Origin of the sequence: Aggregatibacter sp. 2125159857 (assembly GCF_017798005.1) — a bacterium.
Lineage (GTDB): Bacteria > Pseudomonadota > Gammaproteobacteria > Enterobacterales > Pasteurellaceae > Aggregatibacter.
The window spans coordinates 1,292,037-1,314,888 of sequence record NZ_CP072548.1; the positions used below are offsets into that span (position 1 = coordinate 1,292,037).

The window sequence follows — 22,852 nt, forward strand, 5'->3', positions numbered from 1 at the left end:
GGTATTATTGAGGCAGATCAATTTTACACCATTTTTAATACGTTTTCTTTGAATTTGGGGAACAGATGAAAATTCTAACGACAGAGACAAAATTAGGACGTCGAGTTCAATCAGGAGGATGTGCTATCCATTGTCAAAACTGCAGTATTAGTCAGTTATGTATTCCTTTTACACTCAATGAGCACGAGTTGAACCAGTTAGACAATATTATTGAGCGCAAGAAACCTATTCAGAAATCCCAAGTCCTTTTCAAAGCCGGTGATGAACTGACGTCAATCTATGCCATTCGTTCCGGCACGATTAAATCTTATACCATTAGCGAAACCGGTGAAGAGCAGATTACCTCATTTCACTTACCCGGTGATTTGGTTGGCTTTGATGCCATTATGAATATGCAGCATCCGAGTTTTGCTCAAGCGTTAGAAACAGCGATGGTGTGTGAAATTCCCTTTGATATTTTAGATGACTTATCCGGCAAAATGCCGAAATTACGCCAACAAATTATGCGTTTGATGAGTAATGAAATCAAAAGCGATCAAGAAATGATTTTATTATTGTCGAAAATGAACGCAGAGGAACGCTTGGCCGCCTTTATTTATAACCTCTCCCAGCGTTATTCCGCTCGCGGTTTTTCTGCCCGCGAATTCCGTTTAACCATGACGCGTGGTGATATTGGTAACTATCTTGGTTTAACGGTCGAAACCATCAGTCGGTTGTTAGGCCGTTTCCAGAAATTAGGTATTCTATCGGTTCAAGGTAAATACATTACGATTAATAATATGGCTGAATTAATCGAATTATCCGGTACCAATAAAACAAAAATCAAAATGGTTATCTAAGCCAACCTTGTTACTAGTGCAGCAAAAATGTTGCACTAGATCACCTTTTTAAAGACCGTACCTTGTTATTTCAGCAAATATGTTCTACCCTATTTGTCATCGCAATAATGGAGGTTGTGTATGAAATTCAATAATATACTGGTGGTCTTAAACCCGGAAAATGACAAACAATACGCCCTTGCGAGAGCCGTTCGCTTAGCACAAGAGCAAAAAAGCCCAAATCCCGTCAATATTACCCTATTCCTTGCCATTTATGACTTATCTTACGAAATGTCGGCGCTCCTTTCTTCTGAAGAACGGACAGAAATGCGCCATAATGTCATTGAACAGCGCAAGTTAGCGATTCAACCGTATATTGAAAAATACGCCTCTGACGGCATCCAATTCTCCTCTACTGTGGTTTGGCACAGCAATGAAGCAGAAGCCATTACTCGCGAAGTGGAAACCCATAATTATGATTTAGTGGTGAAATACACGAAAGCAGAAGAAAGTTTGAAATCTTTAATTGTTACCCCGGTAGATTGGCAAATTTTGCGTAAATGTCCTACGCCAATTTTGGTGGTGAAAGACGGTGACTGGAAACATCAACGTCGTATTTTAGTCGCGGTAAACGTTTCTGATGATGAAAACGAGGCGCATAGCTCATTTAATGATGAATTGGTTTCACTCAGTATGGACTTAGCCGATTCCTTAGACCGAGGCAATATTCATCTGGTTACCGCCTATCCACCAACCCCGATTAATATGGCGATTGACTTACCGGAATTTAGCACTGGCAACTGCAATAGCGGATTACGTGGACAGTATTTGTTAAATATGAAAGCATTACGCCAGAAATATGGGATAAGCGATGATCATACGCATGTTCTAGAAGGTTTCCCGGAAGACGTTATTCCTCAAGTAGCAGAAAAACTAGAAGCGGAATTGGTTATTCTTGGAACGATTGGACGAACAGGTCTATCTGCGGCTTTCTTAGGTAACACGGCAGAACACGTAATTAGTAAATTAAACTGTAATTTATTAGCCATAAAGCCATCAAAAAAGGACAATTAAGATAAATTTTGGGAGTAGTGCATATTTTTATTGACTACTCCTTTTTTTTACATTACTTTTTTCACACTGCGAAATTACTTTTTATTTTGATTTTTAATTAATCACCCATCAAAAAGGAAACAAAGAATGAGAAAATCATTACTGATCACATTATTAGGATTAGCCGGTTTAGCACAAGCACATGAGGTTTGGGTTGTCGCGCCGGCACATATTGACACAAAAGAGGGACTTAATGCGGAATTAGCCTACGGTCATCATTTTCCATATGCTGAGAAAATTGCAGCAGATCGCTTGCATTTTTTTGCACCACTTGAATTAACCGATAAAAATGGCATGACCAACGAGCTTAAACAACAAGGGGAAAATTACCAATACACCACAGAAAAGCCATTGGCAGAAGGTTCGTATTGGGTAAGCGCGACCTATAAACCAACATTTTGGTCACAAAATGCAAAGGGCTGGAAGCAAGAAAATATGCAACAAATGACGGATGCCACGTATTGTGAACAAACGCAAATGTTTGGTAAAAGCTTAGTGACCGTCGGTGATAAAGCTGATTCAACGGTATTTAAAGAAAAATTAGGTCAAGAATTAGAAATTGTGCCACTCAAAAATCCTGCTGAACTCAAAGAAGGTGAAGTTTTCCCATTACAGATTTTCTATAAAGGTAAACCATTGGCTGGTGAAACCGTAATTGCAACAGCAGACACCGTAGTTGTTAAAGATATTGAATCTGCTGAAGATCACCGTGAAATTCAGGGCTTTTCCAGCAAAACGGATAAAGACGGCAAAGTGAATTTCTTGCCATTAATTGAAGGATTATGGAAAGTCAAAGTGGTACATAAAACGGCCTTTAGCGATCCTAAAGTGTGCCAACATTCAGCCACTTATGCGACATTGGTCTTGCCAGTGGGTGAAAAACGCGCGCAATATACCCCGCACGAACATCATCACTAGTGGCATTATCACGACTTAATGAGCATTTCCGCTAACGCAAGTGGAAATGCTTTTTTATTCTCTGCCAATAAGCATGTCAGCATAATAAGCATAAAATAAGAGTTTCCTTTTTAGCGATATTTTCTAAGCAGGAAACTCTTCTTTTTTATGATGATTTAATGATTTTAATCCACTTTATTATTTTTTCTTCGCTTTGGCATTTGGAAGGTCAGTAATTGAACCTTCAAACACTTCAGCCGCAAGACCAACAGATTCATGAAGTGTTGGGTGGGCATGAATCGTTAGTGCAATATCTTCTGCATCACAACCCATTTCAATCGCAAGACCAATTTCACCTAATAATTCACCACCGTTCACACCCACAATGGCACCACCAAGTATGCGATGAGTGTCTTTATCAAAGATTAATTTGGTCATCCCTTCTGAACATTCAGAGGCAATCGCACGACCGGATGCCGCCCAAGGGAATTTAGCCACTTCGTAGTTTAAGCCTTCTTGTTTACATTCTTTCTCAGTTTTACCCACCCAAGCCACTTCTGGTTCAGTATAAGCGATAGATGGAATCACTTTCGGATCGAAGTAGTGTTTTTGTCCGGCAATGACTTCCGCTGCAACGTGACCTTCATGAACACCTTTATGCGCCAACATCGGTTGACCCACAATATCACCAATTGCGAAAATATGAGGCACATTGGTACGCATTTGTTTATCCACATGAATAAAACCACGCTCATCCACTTCAACGCCTGCTTTACCGGCATCGATTAGTTTGCCGTTTGGTGTACGGCCAATCGCCACTAACACTGCATCATAACGTTTAGTATCGTTACAGGCTTTACCTTCCATTGAAACATAGATGCCATCATCTTTTGCTTCAACCGCGGTAACTTTGGTTTCAAGCATTAACTTGAATTTTTTCTCGATTTGTTTGGTATAAATTGCCACAACATCTTTATCCGCAGCAGGGATAACTTGGTCGAACATTTCTACCACTTCAATTTCCGATCCTAATGCGTGATAAACTGTTCCCATTTCCAAACCGATAATACCACCGCCCATAATAAGAAGTTTTTTCGGCACTTCTTTTAATTTAAGCGCATCTGTTGAATCCCAAATACGTGGATCTTCATGTGGAATGAAAGGTAATTGAATTGGGCGAGAACCGGCTGCAATAATCGCGTTATCAAATTTGATTGTTGTTGGGTGACCATCACGATCGCGCGCCACTAACGTATGCGGATCCGTAAATGCCGCTAAGCCTTCAACCACAGTGACTTTACGCGCTTTAGCCATCCCGGCTAAACCACCGGTTAATTTTGCTACAACCGCTTCTTTCCCGGCACGTACTTCATCTAAATCAATACGTGGTTCACCGAAGTAAATACCATTTTTTGTTGCGTGTTTTGCTTCTTCAATCACTTTTGCAACGTGCAATAATGCTTTAGAAGGAATACAACCCACGTTTAAACATACCCCACCAAGGGTTGAATAACGCTCAACTAATACGGTTTCTAAGCCTAAATCCGCACAACGGAATGCCGCTGAATAACCAGCAGGGCCGGCACCAAGCACCACGACTTGGGTTTTAATTTCTTTACTCATTTTTACCTCGTAAAAACGTTCAAATTTTCGACCGCACTTTGCGATCTTTGTAGGGCGGGCTTTCAGCCCACCAAGAGATCTCATTAATCGGTGGGCTGAAACCCACCCTACAGATTACATGACTAAGCGACGTAAATCCGCTAATACGCCATTAATATAGCTTAAGAAACGCGCACCATCTGCACCATCGATGACACGGTGGTCGAAAGACAATGATAACGGAAGCATTAAGCGAGGTTCGAACTCTTTACCGTTCCAAATCGGTTGCATTTCAGATTTAGAAACACCCAAAATTGCCACTTCAGGCGCATTCACGATAGGCGTAAAGTGTGTTGTACCAATACCGCCTAAGCTTGAAATGGTGAAACAACCGCCTTGCATATCGGAACCGGAAAGTTTACCGTCACGGGCTTTTTTAGAGACTTCCATTAATTCGCGAGAAAGCTCGATAATGCCTTTTTTGTTCACATTTTTAAAGACAGGCACGACTAAACCGTTTGGTGTATCTACTGCCACGCCAATGTTGATGTATTTTTTCAGCGTTAATTTTTGGCCATCTTCAGAAATAGAACTGTTGAAACGCGGGAACGCTTCTAACGCTTTGGCAACCGCTTTCATAATGAACACCACTGGTGTGATTTTCACGTCTAATTTTTGTTTTTCAACAATCTTGTTCTGCTCTTTACGGAAAGCTTCTAAGTCGGTGATGTCGGTGCGATCAAAGTGCGTTACGTGTGGAATCATAACCCAGTTACGGTGTAAGTTTGCCCCGGAAATTTTGTTAATACGGCTTAACTCAACTTCTTCCACTTCACCAAATTTGCTGAAATCCACTTTCGGCCATGGCAACAAGCCTAAACCTGCACCATTCGCTACGCCATTACCTGCGGCGGCTGCAGAAACCGTACCGGTTTCAAATGCTTTCACGGCAGTTTTCACATAAGCTTGAATATCTTCTTTAACGATACGACCTTTACGACCGGTACCTTTTACTTTATCAAGGTTTACACCGAATTCACGTACAAGACGACGAATCACCGGTGTAGCGTGCGCATAGCCTGCGCTTGCAACTACTTGATCTTGGCTTAACCCGGAGACATTGCCTGATTGCGCAGCCGGTGCGGTAGCCGCCACAGCTTGAGGCGCTGGTGCGGCCGCTTGTGGTGCAGCAGCAACAGCCGGAGCAGCACCAGCGACTTCAAAGCGCATGATCAAGGATCCGGTTGAGACTTTGTCGCCTGCTTTCACTAAAATTTCTTTAACGACACCGGCAAATGGTGCAGGCACTTCCATGGAGGCTTTGTCACCTTCAACGGTAATTAATGACTGCTCTTCTGTGATGCTATCGCCCACTTTTACCATAATTTCAGTGACATTCACTTCGTCACCACCAATATCCGGAACGTTCACATCCTTCACACCACCGGCAACCGGTGCGGCAGGTGCAGCAGCTGGCGCAGAGGCCGCTGGTGCTGAAGCAGATGCACTGCCGGCAACTTCAAAACGCATAATCAATGTGCCGGTGGACACTTTATCGCCCGCTTTAATAATGATTTCTTTCACGATACCTGCAACCGGTGCTGGCACTTCCATAGACGCTTTATCACCTTCAACGTTAATAATGGATTGATCCACTTCAACACGATCGCCTACGTTGACCATGATATCGGTAACGTTGACTTCATCAGAACCGATATCCGGTACATTCACATCAACCACTTGTACAGTCGCTGGTGCAGTGGCAGGAGCTGCGGCCGGTTGAGCGGCTTGTGCAGGTGCTGCGTCAGCACTCTCTAATACCAACATAGGCGTGCCGGTGGTCACTTTATCTCCCACTTTAACTAACACTTCTTTAACCACGCCCGCTTCAGGTGCCGGCACTTCCATCGATGCTTTATCACCTTCAACATTGATGATGGATTGATCTGCAGTAATCGTATCTCCAACTTTTACCATCACTTCGGTAACGGTCACTTCATCACTACCGATATCCGGAATTTGAATTTGTTTAGCCATTTCTTTTTACCTTTTAAACGTTTGGAAAACCAACCGCACTTTCATCAAGTGCGGTCGTTTTTTTCGTTATTTTTTATGCGTATAACGGATTCAATCTTTCAGGATCGATACCGTATTTTGCGATTGCTTCGGCAACCACTTTCTTGTCAACCGTGCCTTCTTGTGCCAACACGTGTAATGCGGCAACCACAACGTGGTGTGCATCTACCTCAAAGTGGTCACGCAAATTCGCACGGCTATCGGAACGACCGAAACCATCCGTACCCAACACATGATAATGTTTAGCCGGTACATAAGCGCGAATCTGTTCAGCAAAAAGCTTCATGTAGTCGGTTGCTGCAACAGCAGGCTTGTCGTTCATCACTTGAGCAACGTATGGTACGCGTGGTGTTTCAGTTGGATGTAACATATTCCAACGAACCGCATCAGCCCCTTCGCGAGCCGCTTCAGTGAAGGATGGCGCACTATAAACATCAGAGCTAATGCCGTAGTCGTTAGCCAAAATTTGAGCTGCTTCACGTACATGACGCAAGATCGCACCGGAACCAAGTAATTGCACTTCGCCTTTACCTTTTCCTTGTACGCGTTCAAATTTATAAAGACCTTTACGAATACCTTCTTCCGCACCTTTTGGCATCGCCGGTTGATCGTAAATTTCGTTTAACGTGGTGATGTAATAGAACACATCTTCTTGTTTTTCACCATACATACGGTTGATACCGTCTTGCATGATAACCGCCACTTCATAAGCAAATGCCGGGTCATAAGAGACACAGTTAGGAATCGTTAAAGATTGAATGTGGCTGTGACCATCTTCGTGTTGTAAACCTTCACCATTCAATGTTGTACGGCCTGACGTACCCCCGATCATGAAACCACGAGCCAATTGGTCACCGGCTGCCCACATCAAGTCACCCACACGTTGGAAACCGAACATAGAGTAGTAAATGAAGAATGGGATCATCGGCATATTGCTCACAGAATAAGACGTTGCTGCCGCTAACCAAGAAGAGGTTGCCCCTAATTCATTGATCCCTTCTTGTAAGACTTGACCGTCTTTCGCTTCGCGATAGTAAGCCACTAAATCACGGTCGGATGGGACATAATTTTGACCATGCGGGTTGTAAATACCGATTTGACGGAATAATCCTTCCATACCGAACGTACGCGCTTCATCTGCTACGATTGGAACGATATGTTTGCCCACTTCTTTGTCTTTTAACAACGTATTTAAGAAACGAACAAATGCCATTGTGGTTGAAATCGGACGTGGTTGCGCTTCTAACAACGCAGAGAATTCAGAAAGCTCAGGTGCTTTGAAGTCCACAGTAAATTTCGGGTGACGTGCCGGCAAATAACCTTGTAAAGCTTTGCGACGTTCGTGCAAGTATTTATATTCTTCAGAACCTTCAGGGAAAGTCACATATGGCAGTTTTTCCAAATCTTCATCTTTCACTGGAATGTGGAAGTAGTCGCGATAAGCTTTGATACTCTCAGCAGACATTTTTTTGGATTGGTGTGCGGTATTTTTACTTTCTGCTTCAGCAATTTTATAGCCTTTGACAGAGTGAACTAAAATCACGACCGGTTTACCGGCATTTTGTGCTTTCTTGAATGCTGCAAAGACTTTAAGTGGATCGTGACCGCCACGTTGTAACGCCCAAATTTCATCATCAGTCATGTCCGCAACTAATGCTGCGGTTTCTGGGTAACGACCGAAGAAGTGTTCACGTACGTAAGCACCGTCTTTAGATTTGAAAGTTAAGTAGTCACCATCAACCACTTCCATCATTAATTGGGTGAGTTTACCTGTGGTGTCTTTGGCAAATAATTTATCCCAACGGCTACCCCACATGACTTTGATTACTTCCCAACCGGCGCCCACGAATAAACCTTCTAATTCTTGAACGATTTTACCGTTACCGTTTACCGGGCCGTCTAAGCGTTGTAAGTTACAGGAAATGACGAAAATTAAGTTATCTAAATGTTCGCGCGCGGCGAAAGTTAATGCACCTTTAGATTCAATTTCATCCATCTCACCATCGCCTAAGAAGGCATATACTTTTTGATCAGCAGTGTCTTTCAAACCACGATTTTGTAAATATTTTAAGAAACGGGCTTGATAAATAGCATTCACCGGACCTAAACCCATAGAAACGGTTGAGAATTGCCAGAAATCAGGCATTAATTTCGGATGAGGGTAAGAAGACAAGCCTTTGCCATGTACTTCTTGACGGAAGTTGTCTAATTGTTCTTCCGTTAAACGTCCTTCTAAGAAAGCACGAGCATACATCCCCGGTGCTGCGTGGCCTTGGAAGAAGACTAAGTCACCGCCATTTTTCTCTGTTGCGGCTTTGAAGAAATGGTTAAAACCAACTTCATACATCGTCGCAGCAGATTGATAAGTCGATAAGTGACCGCCTAAATCCAGATCTTTTTTCTGACCACGTAACACCATCATCACCGCATTCCAACGAACATAAGAACGAATGCGACGTTCAATCTCTAAATTGCCCGGATAAGCCGGTTGTTCTGACACAGGAATGGTATTCACATAATCGGTTGTAATCCCGCTTGGTAAAGAAACGCCACCGGCGCGAGCTTGTTGCATAACTTGATCGATAATGAACTGAGCGCGCTCAATGCCTTCCTCACGAATTAACGAATCAATTGATGCCAACCAATCGTTAGTTTCGATCGGATCTACGTCATTTTTTAACAATTCTGACATAGTTTTTTCCTTATTTTGTTAAGTTAGAAGTACGTTTAACCCTAATTTTTAATAGAAATTAAACAACGAAATTGATCACTAAAAAAAGCCTAATTTGCCAAAAACTGACATTACAAATTTTTAACAAATAATGTAAATGTTATTAGATTTTTTGAAAAAATGATAGTAATTTTTCTCTCTTCACTTGAAAATACCCCATATTTGCATAGTTTCAAACTAACATTATATAAATCAATATATCAAAAATTGTAATGTCCCATAAAATCCTTAAAAAACAACCGCACTTTCTAAAATGCTTGATTTTTATCATCTCTTCATTTGAAAAAGAATTAAATATTGCGTATTTCGCCTAATTAACCTACCATTAAACTCAACTATTAACACCCTAAAATTTGGAGAAAAAAATGCAAAACGAACTTATTTGCTATAAAAAAATGCCGGTTTGGACTAAAGACAGCTTGCCAAAAATGTTTCAAGAAAAACACAACACCAAAGTCGGCACTTGGGGAAAACTCACCGTATTAAAAGGCAAACTTAAATTTTATGTCCTCACAGAAAATGGCGATATTGTGAGAGAACACATTTTCACGCCACAAGATGAAACTCCTTTTGTTGAACCGCAACAATGGCACCGTGTTGAAGCCCTTTCCGATGATTTGGAATGTTTCCTTGAATTTTATTGCACCAAGGAAGACTACTTCAGCAAGAAATACAATATGACAGCCACCCACGGTGATGTGGTCGATGCCGCTAAAATCATCAAACCTTGTAAAGTGTTGGATTTAGGTTGTGGACAAGGCCGTAACTCTCTCTATTTGAGTTTACTCGGCTATGATGTCACCGCTTGGGATCACAATGAAAACAGTCTCCAATTTCTAAACGAAGTCAAAGAGAAAGAAAATCTAAAAATTCAGACCGCACTTTACAATATCAACGAAGCAAATATTCAAGAAAACTATGATTTTATTGTGTCGACGGTGGTCTTTATGTTCCTCGATCGTGCTCGCGTACCGGCAATTCTTGAAAACATGCAAAACCACACCAATCCGGGTGGTTACAATTTAATCGTGGCTGGCATGTCCACGCCGAAAGTGCCTTGCCCACTGCCATTCTCATTTACTTTTGGTGAAAATGAATTGAAAGAATACTACAAAGATTGGGAATTCTTGGAATACAACGAAAACATGGGCGAACTGCATAAAACCGATGAAAACGGCAATCGCTATAAAATGAAATTTGTGACCATGTTGGCAAGAAAGAAATAATTTGCCAATTGAGAAAAGAAAATAATCGCACGTTATACTGCGGAAGATGAAAAATCTGCGTCTTATGTGATGGATTAAGGCGCAGATTTTTTAATGGAATTAACCTTGGTTAAACCATGCGACATAGTCAAAGTGATCGTAGTATTTTTCACCGTTCCAACCCGAAAACGCGAATAAATCCCCGACCTGATCCTCTTGCTCAAAACCCGGAATATACACGGCAGATGCCAACTGCGGATAAGGTTTATGTGTAAATACCACTTTGTTTTTAAATGGCAACCGATCAAAGGCTTCAAGCTCTTCATAGCTCACGCCTTGAGGGCTATCCTTATCGGTCATGATAATGAAAAGATTATCCAGATTAAGGCGTTTTAAACGCGTTTCCCATTTCGCTTTTGCCTCTTGTGCATTGCGGTAATGCATAAAATGAATGGGAATATCCCCCAACCATCCCACCGGATAGGCTTTATCTGTCGGTTTAAATTCTAACGTTTGTTGATGGTAATACGACATATTTTGTAAATATCGTATGAAATCACAGGGTTTCATAAATAAATTCACAAACGGCGAATGAAAAGGCTCATTTAAATCATGCAAAATAAATGCGCCCACGCAGTTACTGGATAACACGGACATTCCGTGATTTTGCAAACGTTTTCTTAGTTGGAGATTGATGGATTTTCGATGAAATTGATTCACCGCACTTTTGAATTTTGAAAATAAGGACATCATTGCCTCCAAATAACGCAATACGACCACAACACATTGAAGAAAAATTACTAGGCGTTCGCTATGAACGATGATGCCATAAAAACAGACTCCCCTAAATTTTACATTCAGGGGAGTTATTCTCAGTCAAATTTAACCGTTATAACGTTTAAACACGAGTGTGGCATTCGTGCCACCAAAACCAAAACTGTTAGACATCACGGTTTGTAAACCGGCATTTTCTTTTGTTTCAGTCACAATGTTGCAACCCACGGCTTGTTCATCCAAGGTTTCAATGTTAATGCTTGGTGCGATGAAATCGTTATCTAACATTAACAAGGTATAAATCGCTTCGTGCGCACCGGCAGCCCCTAAAGAGTGACCTGTCATAGATTTGGTGGAAGAAATCGCCGGGATTTTATCGCCGAATACGTTTTTAATCGCACCCAATTCTTTCACATCACCTACCGGAGTCGATGTACCGTGCACGTTGATGTAGTCGATTGGTGTGTCAATGTTTGCCATGGCTTGTTTCATGCAACGTTCTGCACCTTCACCGCTTGGCGCCACCATGTCATAACCGTCAGAGGTTGCGCCATAACCCACGATTTCTGCATAAATTTTCGCGCCGCGCGCCAATGCGTGCTCTAATTCCTCTACGACAACCACTGCGCCGCCACCGGCAATCACGAAACCATCACGGTTTGCATCATACGCACGGGAGGCTTTGGTTGGGGTTTCATTGTACTTGGTGGACACGGCGCCCATCGCATCAAATTCGGTCGCACATTCCCAAGACAACTCTTCTGCGCCACCAGCGAAAACGATGTCTTGTTTGCCTAATTGGATTAATTCTAATGCGTTACCAATACAGTGTGCTGAAGTGGCACAAGCAGAACTGATACTGTAGCTTACGCCTTTAATTTTGTACGGTGTTGCCAAACACGCAGATACGCTGGACGCCATGGTTTTGGTTACGGCATAAGGACCGATGGCTTTCACACCGCGCGGACCACGCACAGCATCACAAGCCACTAACTGGTTATGGGCAGAGCCTGTGCCCGCGCCGATGACCAAACCGGTACGTTCGTTAGACACTTGCTCTTCAGTTAACCCTGCATCTTCAATAGCCTCTTTCATGGAAAGGTAAGCATAGGCTGCCGCATCACCCATGAAACGATACACTTTACGATCGATTAACTCGCTCGGATTTAATTTAATCGTTCCGGCAACATGGCTGCGCATTTTCATGTCAATAAATTCAGGGACGATTTCAATACCGGATTTGCCGGCTTTTAATGAAGCCAAGACTTCTTCTTTGTTGTTACCAATACTGGAGATAATACCAAATCCGGTGATTACTGCTCTTTTCATTCGTTATTCCTTATGAGTTGGGAAATTGATTTTCGACTTACATTTGTTAGCTGAACGCAATTTACTATGAAATCAAAATATTGCAAGCATTAATTATAACGTTCGACCAGTTAGGGCAATTAAGCGTATTATATTAGACACCTCAAAAGCAACGAAAGGAAATCACGCCCAATGCGCTTAGTGACTCATGCCGAGATTCATTTTAATCAAGAAAATACGCCCATTTCCGACCAATTTGACGATGTTTATTTCTCTAATCAAGACGGCTTAGAAGAAAGTCGCTATGTTTTCCAACAAGGCAATCAACTGTGGCAACGTTGGCTAAAACATGAACACTCGTATTTTATTATTGCTGAAACCGGCTTCGGTACGGGGCTCAATTTTTTAGCGATCACCACGCTGTTTCGTGAGTTCCGCCAACAATTTCCACAAGCAACATTACAACGCCTGTTTTTTATTTCCTTCGAAAAGTATCCATTAACACGGGAAGCATTAACGCTTGCCCATCAACATTACCCGCAATTTAGCGCCCTCACGGCACAATTACAGGCGCATTGGCTAGACCCGATTGAAGGTTGCTATCGTTTTCATTTTGAGGAAACCACCCTTGATCTGTGGTTTGGTGATATTCACGACAATTTGCCACAGCTCGGCGACTATATGCGTGACAAAATCGATGCTTGGTTTTTAGATGGATTTGCCCCGAATAAAAATCCTGATATGTGGAATGACGCGCTTTATACGCAAATGTACCGTTACACCAAACCGCAAGGCACATTCGCCACTTTCACTGCCGCTAGTGCCGTTCGCAAAGGCTTGGAAAATGCCGGTTTCAGCGTGCAAAAGCGCAAAGGTTACGGCAAAAAACGGGAGTGTTTGGCAGGCGAAAAAACACTTGAAAAACCCACCGCACTTTTCACCCCATGGTATTTGCCACAACCCGCTCAGTTTGAAGGCGTGGCGGATGTTGCCATTGTGGGTGGCGGCATAGCCTCCTTATTTACCGCATTCACCTTAATGCAACGTGGCGCGAACGTCACCCTTTATTGCGAAGATCCACAGCCGGCGATGAACGCCTCCGGCAATAAGCAAGGGGCATTTTATCCGCAACTGAGCGATGATGACGAACGCAACATTCGCTTTTACATACACGCGTTTGCTTACGGCTTACAGCAATTACGCAACGCCGAAAACTTTATTGAATTTGAACATGAATTTTGTGGTGTGGCACTGTGCGGATATAACGAAAAAAGTGCGGTCAAATTACAGAAAGTTTCGCAACTTCATCTGCCGAAAAGCCTTTATCAACGCCTAAGCCAAGCAGAACTAATCGAGAAAGTCGGTCTCCCGTTGCCTTGTGGTGGCGGATTTATTCCACAGGGTGGATGGCTTGCGCCACAACAATTTGTGCAGAATCTGTTTGCTTATTTACAGCTGCGCGGGCTCATCATAAAAACATCGCAAAAAGTGACCGCACTTTCCGCACAAGAAAATGGCTGGCTGGTAAAAAATGCTGAAAATGATGCGTTCCATCATCAAATCGTCGTCCTCGCCAACGGGCATCAACTGCATGAATTTCCACAAACGCAGTCGCTACCACTTTATGCCGTGCGTGGGCAAGTCAGCCAAATTCCCACGTCAGAACATCTGCTAAAACTGAAATCCGTGCTCTGTTATGACGGCTATCTCACCCCGGCTGATCAGGCGAAAACCAGCCATTGCATTGGTGCCAGCCATGTACGGGACTGTGCAGACCGCACCTTTAGTGAACAGGAACAGCGGGAAAATCAGGAAAAAATCCAAAAGAACCTAGACGGTATGCCTTGGGTAAAAGCGGTGGACACCTCTGCCAATTTAGCGCGAATCGGCGTACGTTGCGCCGTGCGGGATCGTATTCCAATGCTCGGCAATGTGCCGAATTTTGAACAGCAATGCATGGATTATAAAAATCTGTTTAACTTACGCCGTCGCAAACAACCCATTCCACCGGCTGCCGTATTTCCAAATTTATATCTCATCGGCGCCCTCGGCTCACGCGGTTTAACCTCCGCTCCGATATTGGGCGAAACTTTGGCTTCGTTAATCTACAACGAACCACTTCCGCTCAGCGAAGACTTAATTCACCACCTATCCACAAATCGTAGTTGGATGCGTAAATTGCTGAAAGGCACGTCGATTGAGAATTTATCGTCTTAATACAATGATTTTTAACTTTTATACTTGGAACGATCATTATGACTCGAATTAATCTGATTCCACCTACAGAGCTATGCGATCAGCATTTACTGGCGGAACACCGCGAACTGACACGCATTCCGAATGCTGTCGCCAAAGGGAAATTTCACTTAAAAGGACAACCGGAGGAATATAAATTAGGTGAAGGTCATGTGAGATTTTTCTTTAATAAAATGGCGTTTTTAAAAAGGCGATATGATGAATTACATAAGGAATGTAAAGCGCGTGGTTTTAACGTTCAATATATTTGGCCTGAAACATTGCCCTCATCACCTGAACTTTGGCTTGATTATCAGCCGACCGATGCAGCACTTGAAATAAATCGTCAAAGGATTCAAGAACGCATGCCCCAAAAAGCAAGATTTACAGCACATCAGCCACTTGCAGCCAAATAAGTGCGGTGCGTTTTTGACGTATTTTAACAATGTAAAACAAAACCCCATTCAAATTCGAATGGGGTTTCTTTTTATCAGGAAATTATTTCTCGAGATTTAATGGCTCAATGTGCCAAATGTTTTCCGCGTATTCCTTAATGGTACGGTCAGAAGAGAAATAACCCATGTTGACGATATTTTGAATCGTGCTGTCAATCCAGGCATCACGGTTTTTATATTTTTCATCCACCAATTTTTGTGCATCCACATAGCTGCGGAAATCAGCAAAGGCTTGGTAGAAATCGTGATATTGTAAGCCCTGTAACAGTTGTTGATAACGATTGGGATCATTCGGTGAAAAGTGCCCATTAATGATTTGATCCACAACGTTTCTCAGTTCCCCATCATTTTGGTAAAAATCAAATGGATGGTAACCATCGCGACGTAACTTCTCAACTTGCTCAACGGTATTGCCGAAAATAAAGATGTGGTCTTTGCCGACATTTTCCAAAATCTCGACATTCGCCCCATCCAATGTCCCCAAGGTTAAAGCCCCATTTAACGCAAATTTCATGTTACTGGTACCGGAGGCTTCTGTACCGGCTAAAGAAATTTGTTCAGAAATATCTGCAGCCGGAATGATCAATTGAGCTAAACTGACGCTGTAGTTCGGGATGAAGACCACTTTTAAGCGACCACCCAAACGGGTATCGTGATTAATAATATTCGCCACATCATTAATTAAATGGATGGTTTGTTTCGCTGCGTAATACGCCGAAGCGGCTTTACCGGCTAAAATAAACACGCGAGGTTGCCAATCTTTTTCCGGATGCTCTAACATGGCGTTGTAACGAGCAATAATGTGCAACACGTTCAGAATTTGACGTTTATATTCGTGAATACGTTTTACTTGAACGTCAAATAACGCATGTGGATCAAGATCAATGTCTAAGGTTTTCTTCACGTAATTTGCCAATTTCACTTTATTGGCAAATTTAATATCGGCAATGGCGTGTTTGAAATCCGCTTCATGGGCGTATTGTTTTAATTTTTCGATTTGGCTTAAATCACAACGCCAATCAGAACCGATATATTTATCAAACAACGACGCTAATTGTGGGTTCGCCACGGCAAGCCAACGACGTGGGGTGATCCCATTTGTAACGTTGGTGAAACGTTCCGGATAAATACGTGCGAAATCCGCAAAAGTCGATGTCACCATTAAATCAGAATGAATTGCCGCCACGCCATTGACTTTATGTGATCCCACCACGGATAACCACCCCATGCGCACTTTGCGCTGATACCCTTCTTCGATTAAAGAAACGCGGCGAATGAAATCCAGGTCAGTGGTAATATAGGTTTTAACGTATTCCAAGAAATGATCGTTAATTTCAAAAATCATCTGTAAATGACGCGGTAAGATTTTTGCCATCATTTCCACCGGCCATGTTTCCAAGGCTTCAGACATCAAGGTGTGACATGTATAAGAGAAAATACGACGGGTCATATCCCAGGCTTTCTGCCATGAAAAGCCTTCTTCATCAATTAAAATGCGCATCAATTCCGGAATCGCTAATGCCGGATGGGTATCATTTAAATGAATTGCCACTTTATCTGCTAAATTTTCCAAGCTGCTATGTGTGCGTTTATGACGGCGGATAATGTCTTGCAATGACGCAGAAACCAAGAAATATTCTTGACGCAAACGTAATTCACGACCGTTCCAAGTGGAATCATCCGGATAAAGCACACGAGAAAGATTTTTAATAGAGGCGCGGCTTTCCACCGCCGCAATGTGTTGACCGCGGTTAAAATCTTCTAAGTTAAACAGTTCGCCAGCATGAGCAGCCCACAAACGTAATGTGGCGGCAGAGTCATTTTGATAGCCCGGAATCACTTGGTCATAAGCAAGTGCGGTCACTTCTTCGCCTTTATTCCAGATACATTTTTTGCCTTCAAAATGAATATTACCGCCGAAAGAAACGGTAAAACGTTTAGACGGACGAATAAATTCCCAAGGCGCACCTTTTTCTAACCAGGCATCCGGGCGTTCAACTTGTTGGCCATCTTCAATTTTTTGACGGAACATTCCGTATTCATAACGAATACCGTAGCCCATGCCCGGTAAGCCTAAGGTGGCAATAGAATCCATAAAACAGGCGGCTAAACGACCTAACCCACCGTTACCTAAGCCCGGATCCACTTCTTTTTCAATAATCTCTTCTAAATCAACGTTTAATTCGGAAAGGGCTTCTTTGGCGATGTCATACAATCCTTCTGCAATCATGGCATTGGATAACGTACGACCAATCAGAAATTCCATTGATAAATAATACACACGGCGTGCGTCTTCAGCTCTGGCTTCACGCGCGGTAGTGATCCAACCTTCAGTGACGAAATCCCGCACCGCGTATAACGTGGCATTGAGCCAATCTCGTTGGCTCGCCTCTTTAGGAGAGCGACCAATTAAAAAAATCAGTTTATAAACAATCGTTTTTTTCAATGAATCAACATTGACTTCAGGTCGATTGTACAGGAATGGAGAATCAAAATTATCCATTATCATAAGAAAACATCCTCAGTAAATGAAAAGCGGATGAATTTTAATCATTCAAGATAAAAAAACAACACTCTTCTGCGCAAAGATCATTTTTCTTTACGCAGAAAATAGGTGTTTCATGAGTGAGATAAAATTCGTTGATATAAATGTTGGTAGTGGGTTGCAGAGATTTGCCAACTGAAATCTTGTTCCATTGCAGTTACACGAACCGTTGTCCATAAACGTTGTTTTTTCCATAACGCAAACGCTGCCTGCAAGGCATTACGGAGTTCCTCGGCCGTTGCGTGAGAGAAAACAAAACCGGTTGCTGTTCGAGCTTGAATATGTTCTGCGGTACTATTGACGACGGTATCCGCTAAACCACCGGTGGCGCGAACAAGAGGTAACGTACCGTATTTTAAACCGTAAAGCTGGGTTAAACCGCAAGGTTCAAAACGGCTTGGGACTAAAATGACATCGCCACCGGCAACCATGAGATGTGACAACGCTTCATCGTAGCCAATTTTAACGGCAATATTTTGCGGATAGGTTTCCGCTAATTGACGAATCCCGGCTTCTAAGTGCGGTGCGCCTGAACCAAGAATCGCCAACTGTCCGCCCTGTTTAACAATTTCATCTGCGCTTTCTAGCAATAAATCCACGCCTTTTTGTTCTGTTAAACGGGTCACCATGACAAACAATAATGCCTCAGATTGCGCAGGAAGGTGAAAATAAGCCTGTAAATCCGCTTTATTTTTTGCCTTACCGCCCATGTACTTCAACTTGTAATGATGTTGAATATACTGATCGTTCATCGGATGCCAAATTTTTTCGTCCACCCCATTTAGTATGCCCACCAAACGCCCTTCATGATCCAAAGTAGAAAGCAATCCTTGTAAGCCATACGCAAATTCCGGTGTGGTAATTTCTTTTGCATAAGTCGGGCTTACGGCAGTCACTACATCGGAATAATAAAGCCCGGCTTTTAAATAGGAAATTTGACCAAACAATTCCAAGCCATTCACATGGAACATGCTGTGTGGCAATCCGATTTCAACTAAATGACGATAATCAAATTGCCCTTGATACGCCAAATTATGAATGGTGAAAACCGATTTAGCCGGACGACCTTTATTAAATAAATAGGCTGCGGTTAAACCGGCATGCCAGTCATGGGCATGAACCACGTCAGCGCGCCACCAGTAATCTAATCCGGTGGACAACTCCGCCCCCACCCAGCCTAATAATGCAAAACGTTTATAGTTATCGCCATAATCATTGTAATAGCCATCATGATACGGATTGCCTTCCCGTCCATACAAGTGCGGTGCGTCAATAAGATAAACGCCAACGCCATGATATTCACCGTAACGCAAAACAATGTGGCCGGCAAAATTATCCCATTCCGCAACAACTGACGTATTTGGAATGCCCGCCGCAATCGCCGGATACGCCGGCAACAAAATACGCGCATCAATGCCGATTTCTTTTTGAGCAAAGGGCAATGCCCCCATCACATCGGCTAATCCGCCGGTTTTCAGTAAGGGATATAACTCCGAGCAAACGTGCAATACTTTCATTTTATTTACCTAATATGGCACCAAAATGGCACCGAAGATGACGCGCGTTTTCTAACGCGTGCCGTTATAAACAATTCTGTTACAGGCACAAGCGAAGACGCTTGCGCCTGCATTTGCCTTCTTAAAGTGCGGTCACAAAATCCAAAGGATTTTGAACGTTGGCTTTGCCAACGGCTCCGAAGGAGCGAGTAAAAATCAAAACGTGTTGAAAACAGACCGCACTTTCACGTTAGTCTAAATGTTCTTCCGAGAACACATCTTGTCCTTCTAATTTTTTCAACATAGACGGTGTGACTAAAATCACTTTGCCGGTTGAACTGATACGGAAACGTTTACTATCTAATTCACGGTCCACACCAATTTGCATACCGTCCGGAATGACACAATGACGATCCACAATACAATGTTTCAATATGCAATTTTTGCCAATTGTCACTTCAGGCAAGATCACAGAATGATCAATCACAGAACCTTCGTTAATTTTAATCCGATCAAATAACACAGAATAGCTGATTGATGCATCAGTAATGACACAACCGCCGCCAATAAGAGAGTTATCCACCGGCTTAACATTGGCATTTTTATAAAAGAATTTAGACGGATAGGCTTGCACCGGGTTACCACGAATCGGCCAAGTTTGGTCATAAATATCTAATTGCGGATGTTCAGACACCAAGTCGATATTCGATTGCCAGAAGCTGTCCAAGGTGCCCACATCGCGCCAATAAATATCACCTTCGGTATTGCGACCCATGCAAGAACGACTAAACGGATGGGCGTATAAGGTGCCTTCTTCCAAACATTTCGGCAATACGTCTTTACCAAAGTCATGAGAGGTGCAAGGCGTGTTCACTTCTTTATTTAGCATTTCATAGAGATAATCCGCATTAAACACATAAATCCCCATGGAAGCCAATGAAGTTTCCGGTTTGCCCACCATGGCAGGCGGATCTTTTGGTTTTTCTACGAACGCTTTCACTTTCAGATTTTCGTTGACCGCCATCACGCCAAATTCATGCGCCTCGGAGCGTGGCACTTCGATACAACCCACGGTACATTTTGCACCACTGGTCACGTGGTCTAACAACATTTGGCTGTAGTCTTGTTTATAAATGTGGTCGCCGGCAAGAATGAGAATATATTTCGGTTTGTAGTGATCTCGAATAATCGCCATGTTTTGATATACCGCATCGGCTGTGCCACGATACCATGTGGAATCATCAATTTGTTGGCGCGCTGGGAGCATATCGATGAATTCACCCCGTTCTTGTGGCAAGAAAGACCATCCTTTTTGTAAATGGCGTAATAAAGAGTGTGCAGCATACTGCGTGACAACCCCAATGCGGTTTAAACCGGAGTTAATACAGTTGGACAACGCGAAATCGATGATTCGGCGATTTCCCCCAAAATACAGTGCCGGTTTTGCACGTTTATCCGTTAATTCGTGCAGGCGTGAGCCACGACCACCGGCTAAAATCAGCACAAGCGTATTTTTGACTAAATCATATTTGTTAGGAAGTTGGGAAAGACCGTTTTTCATAATAAACTCCGTTATTTTTTTAATTATCCATATTTTCCAACACACAAAACGCCATACCACCCACTTCAACTTGCTGTTGTTGAATCGTTAAGTTTGTTGTTCCTGCCTTAGCTTTCCATTGACCATTTATCTCGTTTGGCAATGTAAAAGACTGCGGTTCTGCTTTCGCATTGATTAAGAAAAGCCATCGCTGATCTAATACCACTTGCAGCGCCTTGCTTTCCCGATGATGCCAATCTTCGACTTGCATTGATTTCCCTTCAATGTTGAGCCAAGTGACATTTTCATCTGACCACCAAACATCCCGTTGCAAACTTTGAATTTGTTTTCGTGTTGCAATCAGTTGTTTGGTCAAGTCAAATAATTCTTGATTGAAATCCTGCCATTTTAGCCACGTGATTTCATTATCCTGACAATAAGCGTTATTGTTACCGAATTGCGTGTTGCCGAATTCGTCACCGGCAAGCAACATCGGGGTACCATTGCCCAGCAGCAAACTTGCCAATAATCCGCTTTGCGCTAAAACGCGCTGATTTTTTACCGCACTTTGGTGCTCGTCATTTAGATCTAATTGACTTCCCTCAATGCCGTGGTTGTAACTGTAATTTTCATTGCGACCATCGCGATTATCTTCGCCGTTCGCCTCGTTATGCTTATGGTTATAACTGACCAAATCGCGCAACGTAAAACCATCGTGAGCGGTAATAAAATTCAGGGTGGTGTGTGGCAAGCGAGTTTCTCGCTTGAACAGATCACTTGAGCCGGCAAAACGTTCGGCAAATGCGCCCACTTCCCCACTTTTCCATAACCAAAAACGACACATATCATCACGGAAACGATCGTTCCATTCGGCAAAATAATGGGGGAAACGCCCTAATTGATAACCGTAATGGCCAATATCCCAAGGTTCGCTGATGAATTTCACTTGCTGTAAACTCGGTGTTTGCGCGATATCGTCAAACAGTTTGGCGTGCGGGTTGAAATCTGGCGATTCACGTCCTAATACCGTGCCTAAATCAAAACGGAATCCATCTACATGGCATTCTTCCACCCAATAACGAAGGCAATCCACTACCCATTTTCGGGTGATGTCATTGGATAAATTCAGCATATTGCCGCAGCCTGTCCAGTTAATATATTCGCCTTGTTCGTTTTGCCAATAATACGTCCGATCATCAATGCCACGTAGGCTAAAGGTTGGGAACGGTTTTTCTGATTCTGCGGTGTGGTTAAACACCACATCTAGAATTACTTCAATCCCCGCTTCATGTAATGCTTTCACCATGCTTTTGAATTCATATAACGGGTTTTCACGATTTTCTTCGGAGCAATACTTTGGCTCTACGGCAAACATGGCCAACGGGTTATAGCCCCAATAATTTTGTAATCCTTTTTCTTGTAAGTGCGGTTCGTTTACGTGGTAATTAATCGGCAACAACTCCACTGCCGTAACACCTAATTCTTTTAAATACGCCACACTTTGCGGTTGCGCCAAACCGGCATAAGTTCCGCGTAACTTTTCAGGTAGATCTGCACGTAATTGGCTAAAGCCTTTTACGCTGAGTTCATAAATTATCGTCTCAGCCCAAGGCGTTTTCGGGGCTTTATCGTGTTGCCAGTCAAATGCCGTCTCAATGATTTGACCTTTCGGCGCAAATTCAGCGTTATCTCGTGGATCATTTAACTGAAAAATCGACCGCACTTCTGCCGAACTTAAATCCGGTTTACCCACCACGGCTTTCGCATAAGGATCAAGCATGAGCTTGTTTGGATTGGCTAAAGTGCGGTCATTTTCAGCGGTGATTCTAAAACCGTACTGCGTCCCCTGAGCTACGCCACTAAGCGCAATATGCCAAATATTTTCGCTACAATTCATGGCAAAACGCTGTTCTTTTTTGCCGTTCTCGAACAGACACAACTCCACGGCATCCGCCACAGAAGAATACAGCGTAAAGTGAGTGATTTGCTCGCCGTTTTCCTCATATTGGCTATAACCGAACGGATAAGCCTTGCCCTGATTTTTTACTGCAATCATG

15 protein-coding genes are annotated in these 22,852 nt (G+C 42.9%); 6 read left to right on the top strand and 9 right to left on the bottom strand.

Going from position 1 to position 22,852, the window contains the following annotated elements:
- Nucleotides 1–65: 65 nt before the first annotated feature.
- The 3 genes from J5X96_RS06485 to J5X96_RS06495 all read left to right on the top strand — a co-directional run bounded on the left by J5X96_RS06485 (nucleotide 66) and on the right by J5X96_RS06495 (nucleotide 2,849).
- Nucleotides 66–839 (top strand): FNR family transcription factor, encoded by a 774-nt coding sequence (locus tag J5X96_RS06485; RefSeq protein WP_021616200.1) that lies wholly within the window; start codon nucleotides 66–68, stop codon nucleotides 837–839.
- A gap of 120 nt (nucleotides 840–959) precedes the next feature.
- Nucleotides 960–1,892 carry a universal stress protein UspE gene (gene uspE, locus J5X96_RS06490; RefSeq protein ID WP_209362437.1) on the top strand — a complete coding sequence of 311 codons (933 nt, stop codon included), beginning with the start codon at nucleotides 960–962 and terminating at the stop codon, nucleotides 1,890–1,892.
- Between the two features lie 126 nt (nucleotides 1,893–2,018).
- A complete protein-coding gene (locus tag J5X96_RS06495) occupies nucleotides 2,019–2,849 on the top strand; it encodes a DUF4198 domain-containing protein (protein ID WP_209362440.1) in 831 nt (276 codons plus the stop codon).
- Between the two features lie 177 nt (nucleotides 2,850–3,026).
- Here J5X96_RS06495 and lpdA read toward each other — a convergent pair whose 3' ends face one another.
- The 3 genes from lpdA to aceE form a co-directional block, all read right to left on the bottom strand.
- Nucleotides 3,027–4,451 carry a dihydrolipoyl dehydrogenase gene (lpdA, locus tag J5X96_RS06500; protein WP_033002559.1) on the bottom strand — a complete coding sequence of 475 codons (1,425 nt, stop codon included), beginning with the start codon at nucleotides 4,449–4,451 and terminating at the stop codon, nucleotides 3,027–3,029.
- 114 nt (nucleotides 4,452–4,565) lie between these two features.
- On the bottom strand, nucleotides 4,566–6,467 hold the full coding sequence (aceF, locus tag J5X96_RS06505) for a pyruvate dehydrogenase complex dihydrolipoyllysine-residue acetyltransferase (protein WP_209362441.1): 1,902 nt from the start codon (nucleotides 6,465–6,467) through the stop codon (nucleotides 4,566–4,568).
- A 73-nt stretch (nucleotides 6,468–6,540) separates the two neighbouring features.
- A complete protein-coding gene (gene aceE / locus J5X96_RS06510; protein ID WP_209362443.1) occupies nucleotides 6,541–9,198 on the bottom strand; it encodes a pyruvate dehydrogenase (acetyl-transferring), homodimeric type in 2,658 nt (885 codons plus the stop codon).
- A gap of 404 nt (nucleotides 9,199–9,602) precedes the next feature.
- Between aceE and tehB the strand changes: the two genes are divergently transcribed.
- Nucleotides 9,603–10,463 carry an SAM-dependent methyltransferase TehB gene (tehB, locus tag J5X96_RS06515; RefSeq protein WP_209362444.1) on the top strand — a complete coding sequence of 287 codons (861 nt, stop codon included), beginning with the start codon at nucleotides 9,603–9,605 and terminating at the stop codon, nucleotides 10,461–10,463.
- A gap of 99 nt (nucleotides 10,464–10,562) precedes the next feature.
- On the opposite strand, the gene J5X96_RS06520 is transcribed toward tehB, so the two are convergent.
- Together J5X96_RS06520 and fabB are read right to left on the bottom strand one after the other, a co-directional pair.
- Entirely contained in the window at nucleotides 10,563–11,192 is a 630-nt protein-coding gene (locus J5X96_RS06520; RefSeq protein ID WP_209362446.1) for a DUF1919 domain-containing protein, read from the bottom strand.
- Nucleotides 11,193–11,324: 132 nt separating this feature from the next.
- Nucleotides 11,325–12,545, bottom strand: a complete 1,221-nt coding sequence (gene fabB / locus J5X96_RS06525) for a beta-ketoacyl-ACP synthase I (RefSeq protein ID WP_209362448.1) — start codon at nucleotides 12,543–12,545, stop codon at nucleotides 11,325–11,327.
- 171 nt (nucleotides 12,546–12,716) lie between these two features.
- Here fabB and mnmC point away from each other — a divergent pair, with 171 nt between their 5' ends.
- Together mnmC and J5X96_RS06535 are read left to right on the top strand one after the other, a co-directional pair.
- The gene (mnmC, locus tag J5X96_RS06530; RefSeq protein WP_209362450.1) at nucleotides 12,717–14,741 is read left to right on the top strand and encodes a bifunctional tRNA (5-methylaminomethyl-2-thiouridine)(34)-methyltransferase MnmD/FAD-dependent 5-carboxymethylaminomethyl-2-thiouridine(34) oxidoreductase MnmC; all 2,025 of its coding nucleotides are present in this window, start codon (nucleotides 12,717–12,719) and stop codon (nucleotides 14,739–14,741) included.
- A 38-nt stretch (nucleotides 14,742–14,779) separates the two neighbouring features.
- On the top strand, nucleotides 14,780–15,175 hold the full coding sequence (locus J5X96_RS06535) for a pyrimidine dimer DNA glycosylase/endonuclease V (RefSeq protein ID WP_209362451.1): 396 nt from the start codon (nucleotides 14,780–14,782) through the stop codon (nucleotides 15,173–15,175).
- An 82-nt stretch (nucleotides 15,176–15,257) separates the two neighbouring features.
- On the opposite strand, the gene J5X96_RS06540 is transcribed toward J5X96_RS06535, so the two are convergent.
- The 4 genes from J5X96_RS06540 to glgX all read right to left on the bottom strand — a co-directional run bounded on the left by J5X96_RS06540 (nucleotide 15,258) and on the right by glgX (nucleotide 22,851).
- A complete protein-coding gene (locus J5X96_RS06540; protein WP_209362452.1) occupies nucleotides 15,258–17,723 on the bottom strand; it encodes a glycogen/starch/alpha-glucan phosphorylase in 2,466 nt (821 codons plus the stop codon).
- Nucleotides 17,724–17,833: 110 nt separating this feature from the next.
- A complete protein-coding gene (gene glgA, locus J5X96_RS06545; protein WP_209362454.1) occupies nucleotides 17,834–19,276 on the bottom strand; it encodes a glycogen synthase GlgA in 1,443 nt (480 codons plus the stop codon).
- Between the two features lie 229 nt (nucleotides 19,277–19,505).
- The gene (gene glgC, locus J5X96_RS06550) at nucleotides 19,506–20,816 is read right to left on the bottom strand and encodes a glucose-1-phosphate adenylyltransferase (protein WP_033002556.1); all 1,311 of its coding nucleotides are present in this window, start codon (nucleotides 20,814–20,816) and stop codon (nucleotides 19,506–19,508) included.
- 19 nt (nucleotides 20,817–20,835) lie between these two features.
- The gene (gene glgX / locus J5X96_RS06555; protein ID WP_209362456.1) at nucleotides 20,836–22,851 is read right to left on the bottom strand and encodes a glycogen debranching protein GlgX; all 2,016 of its coding nucleotides are present in this window, start codon (nucleotides 22,849–22,851) and stop codon (nucleotides 20,836–20,838) included.
- Between the last annotated feature and the right edge of the window lies 1 nt (nucleotide 22,852).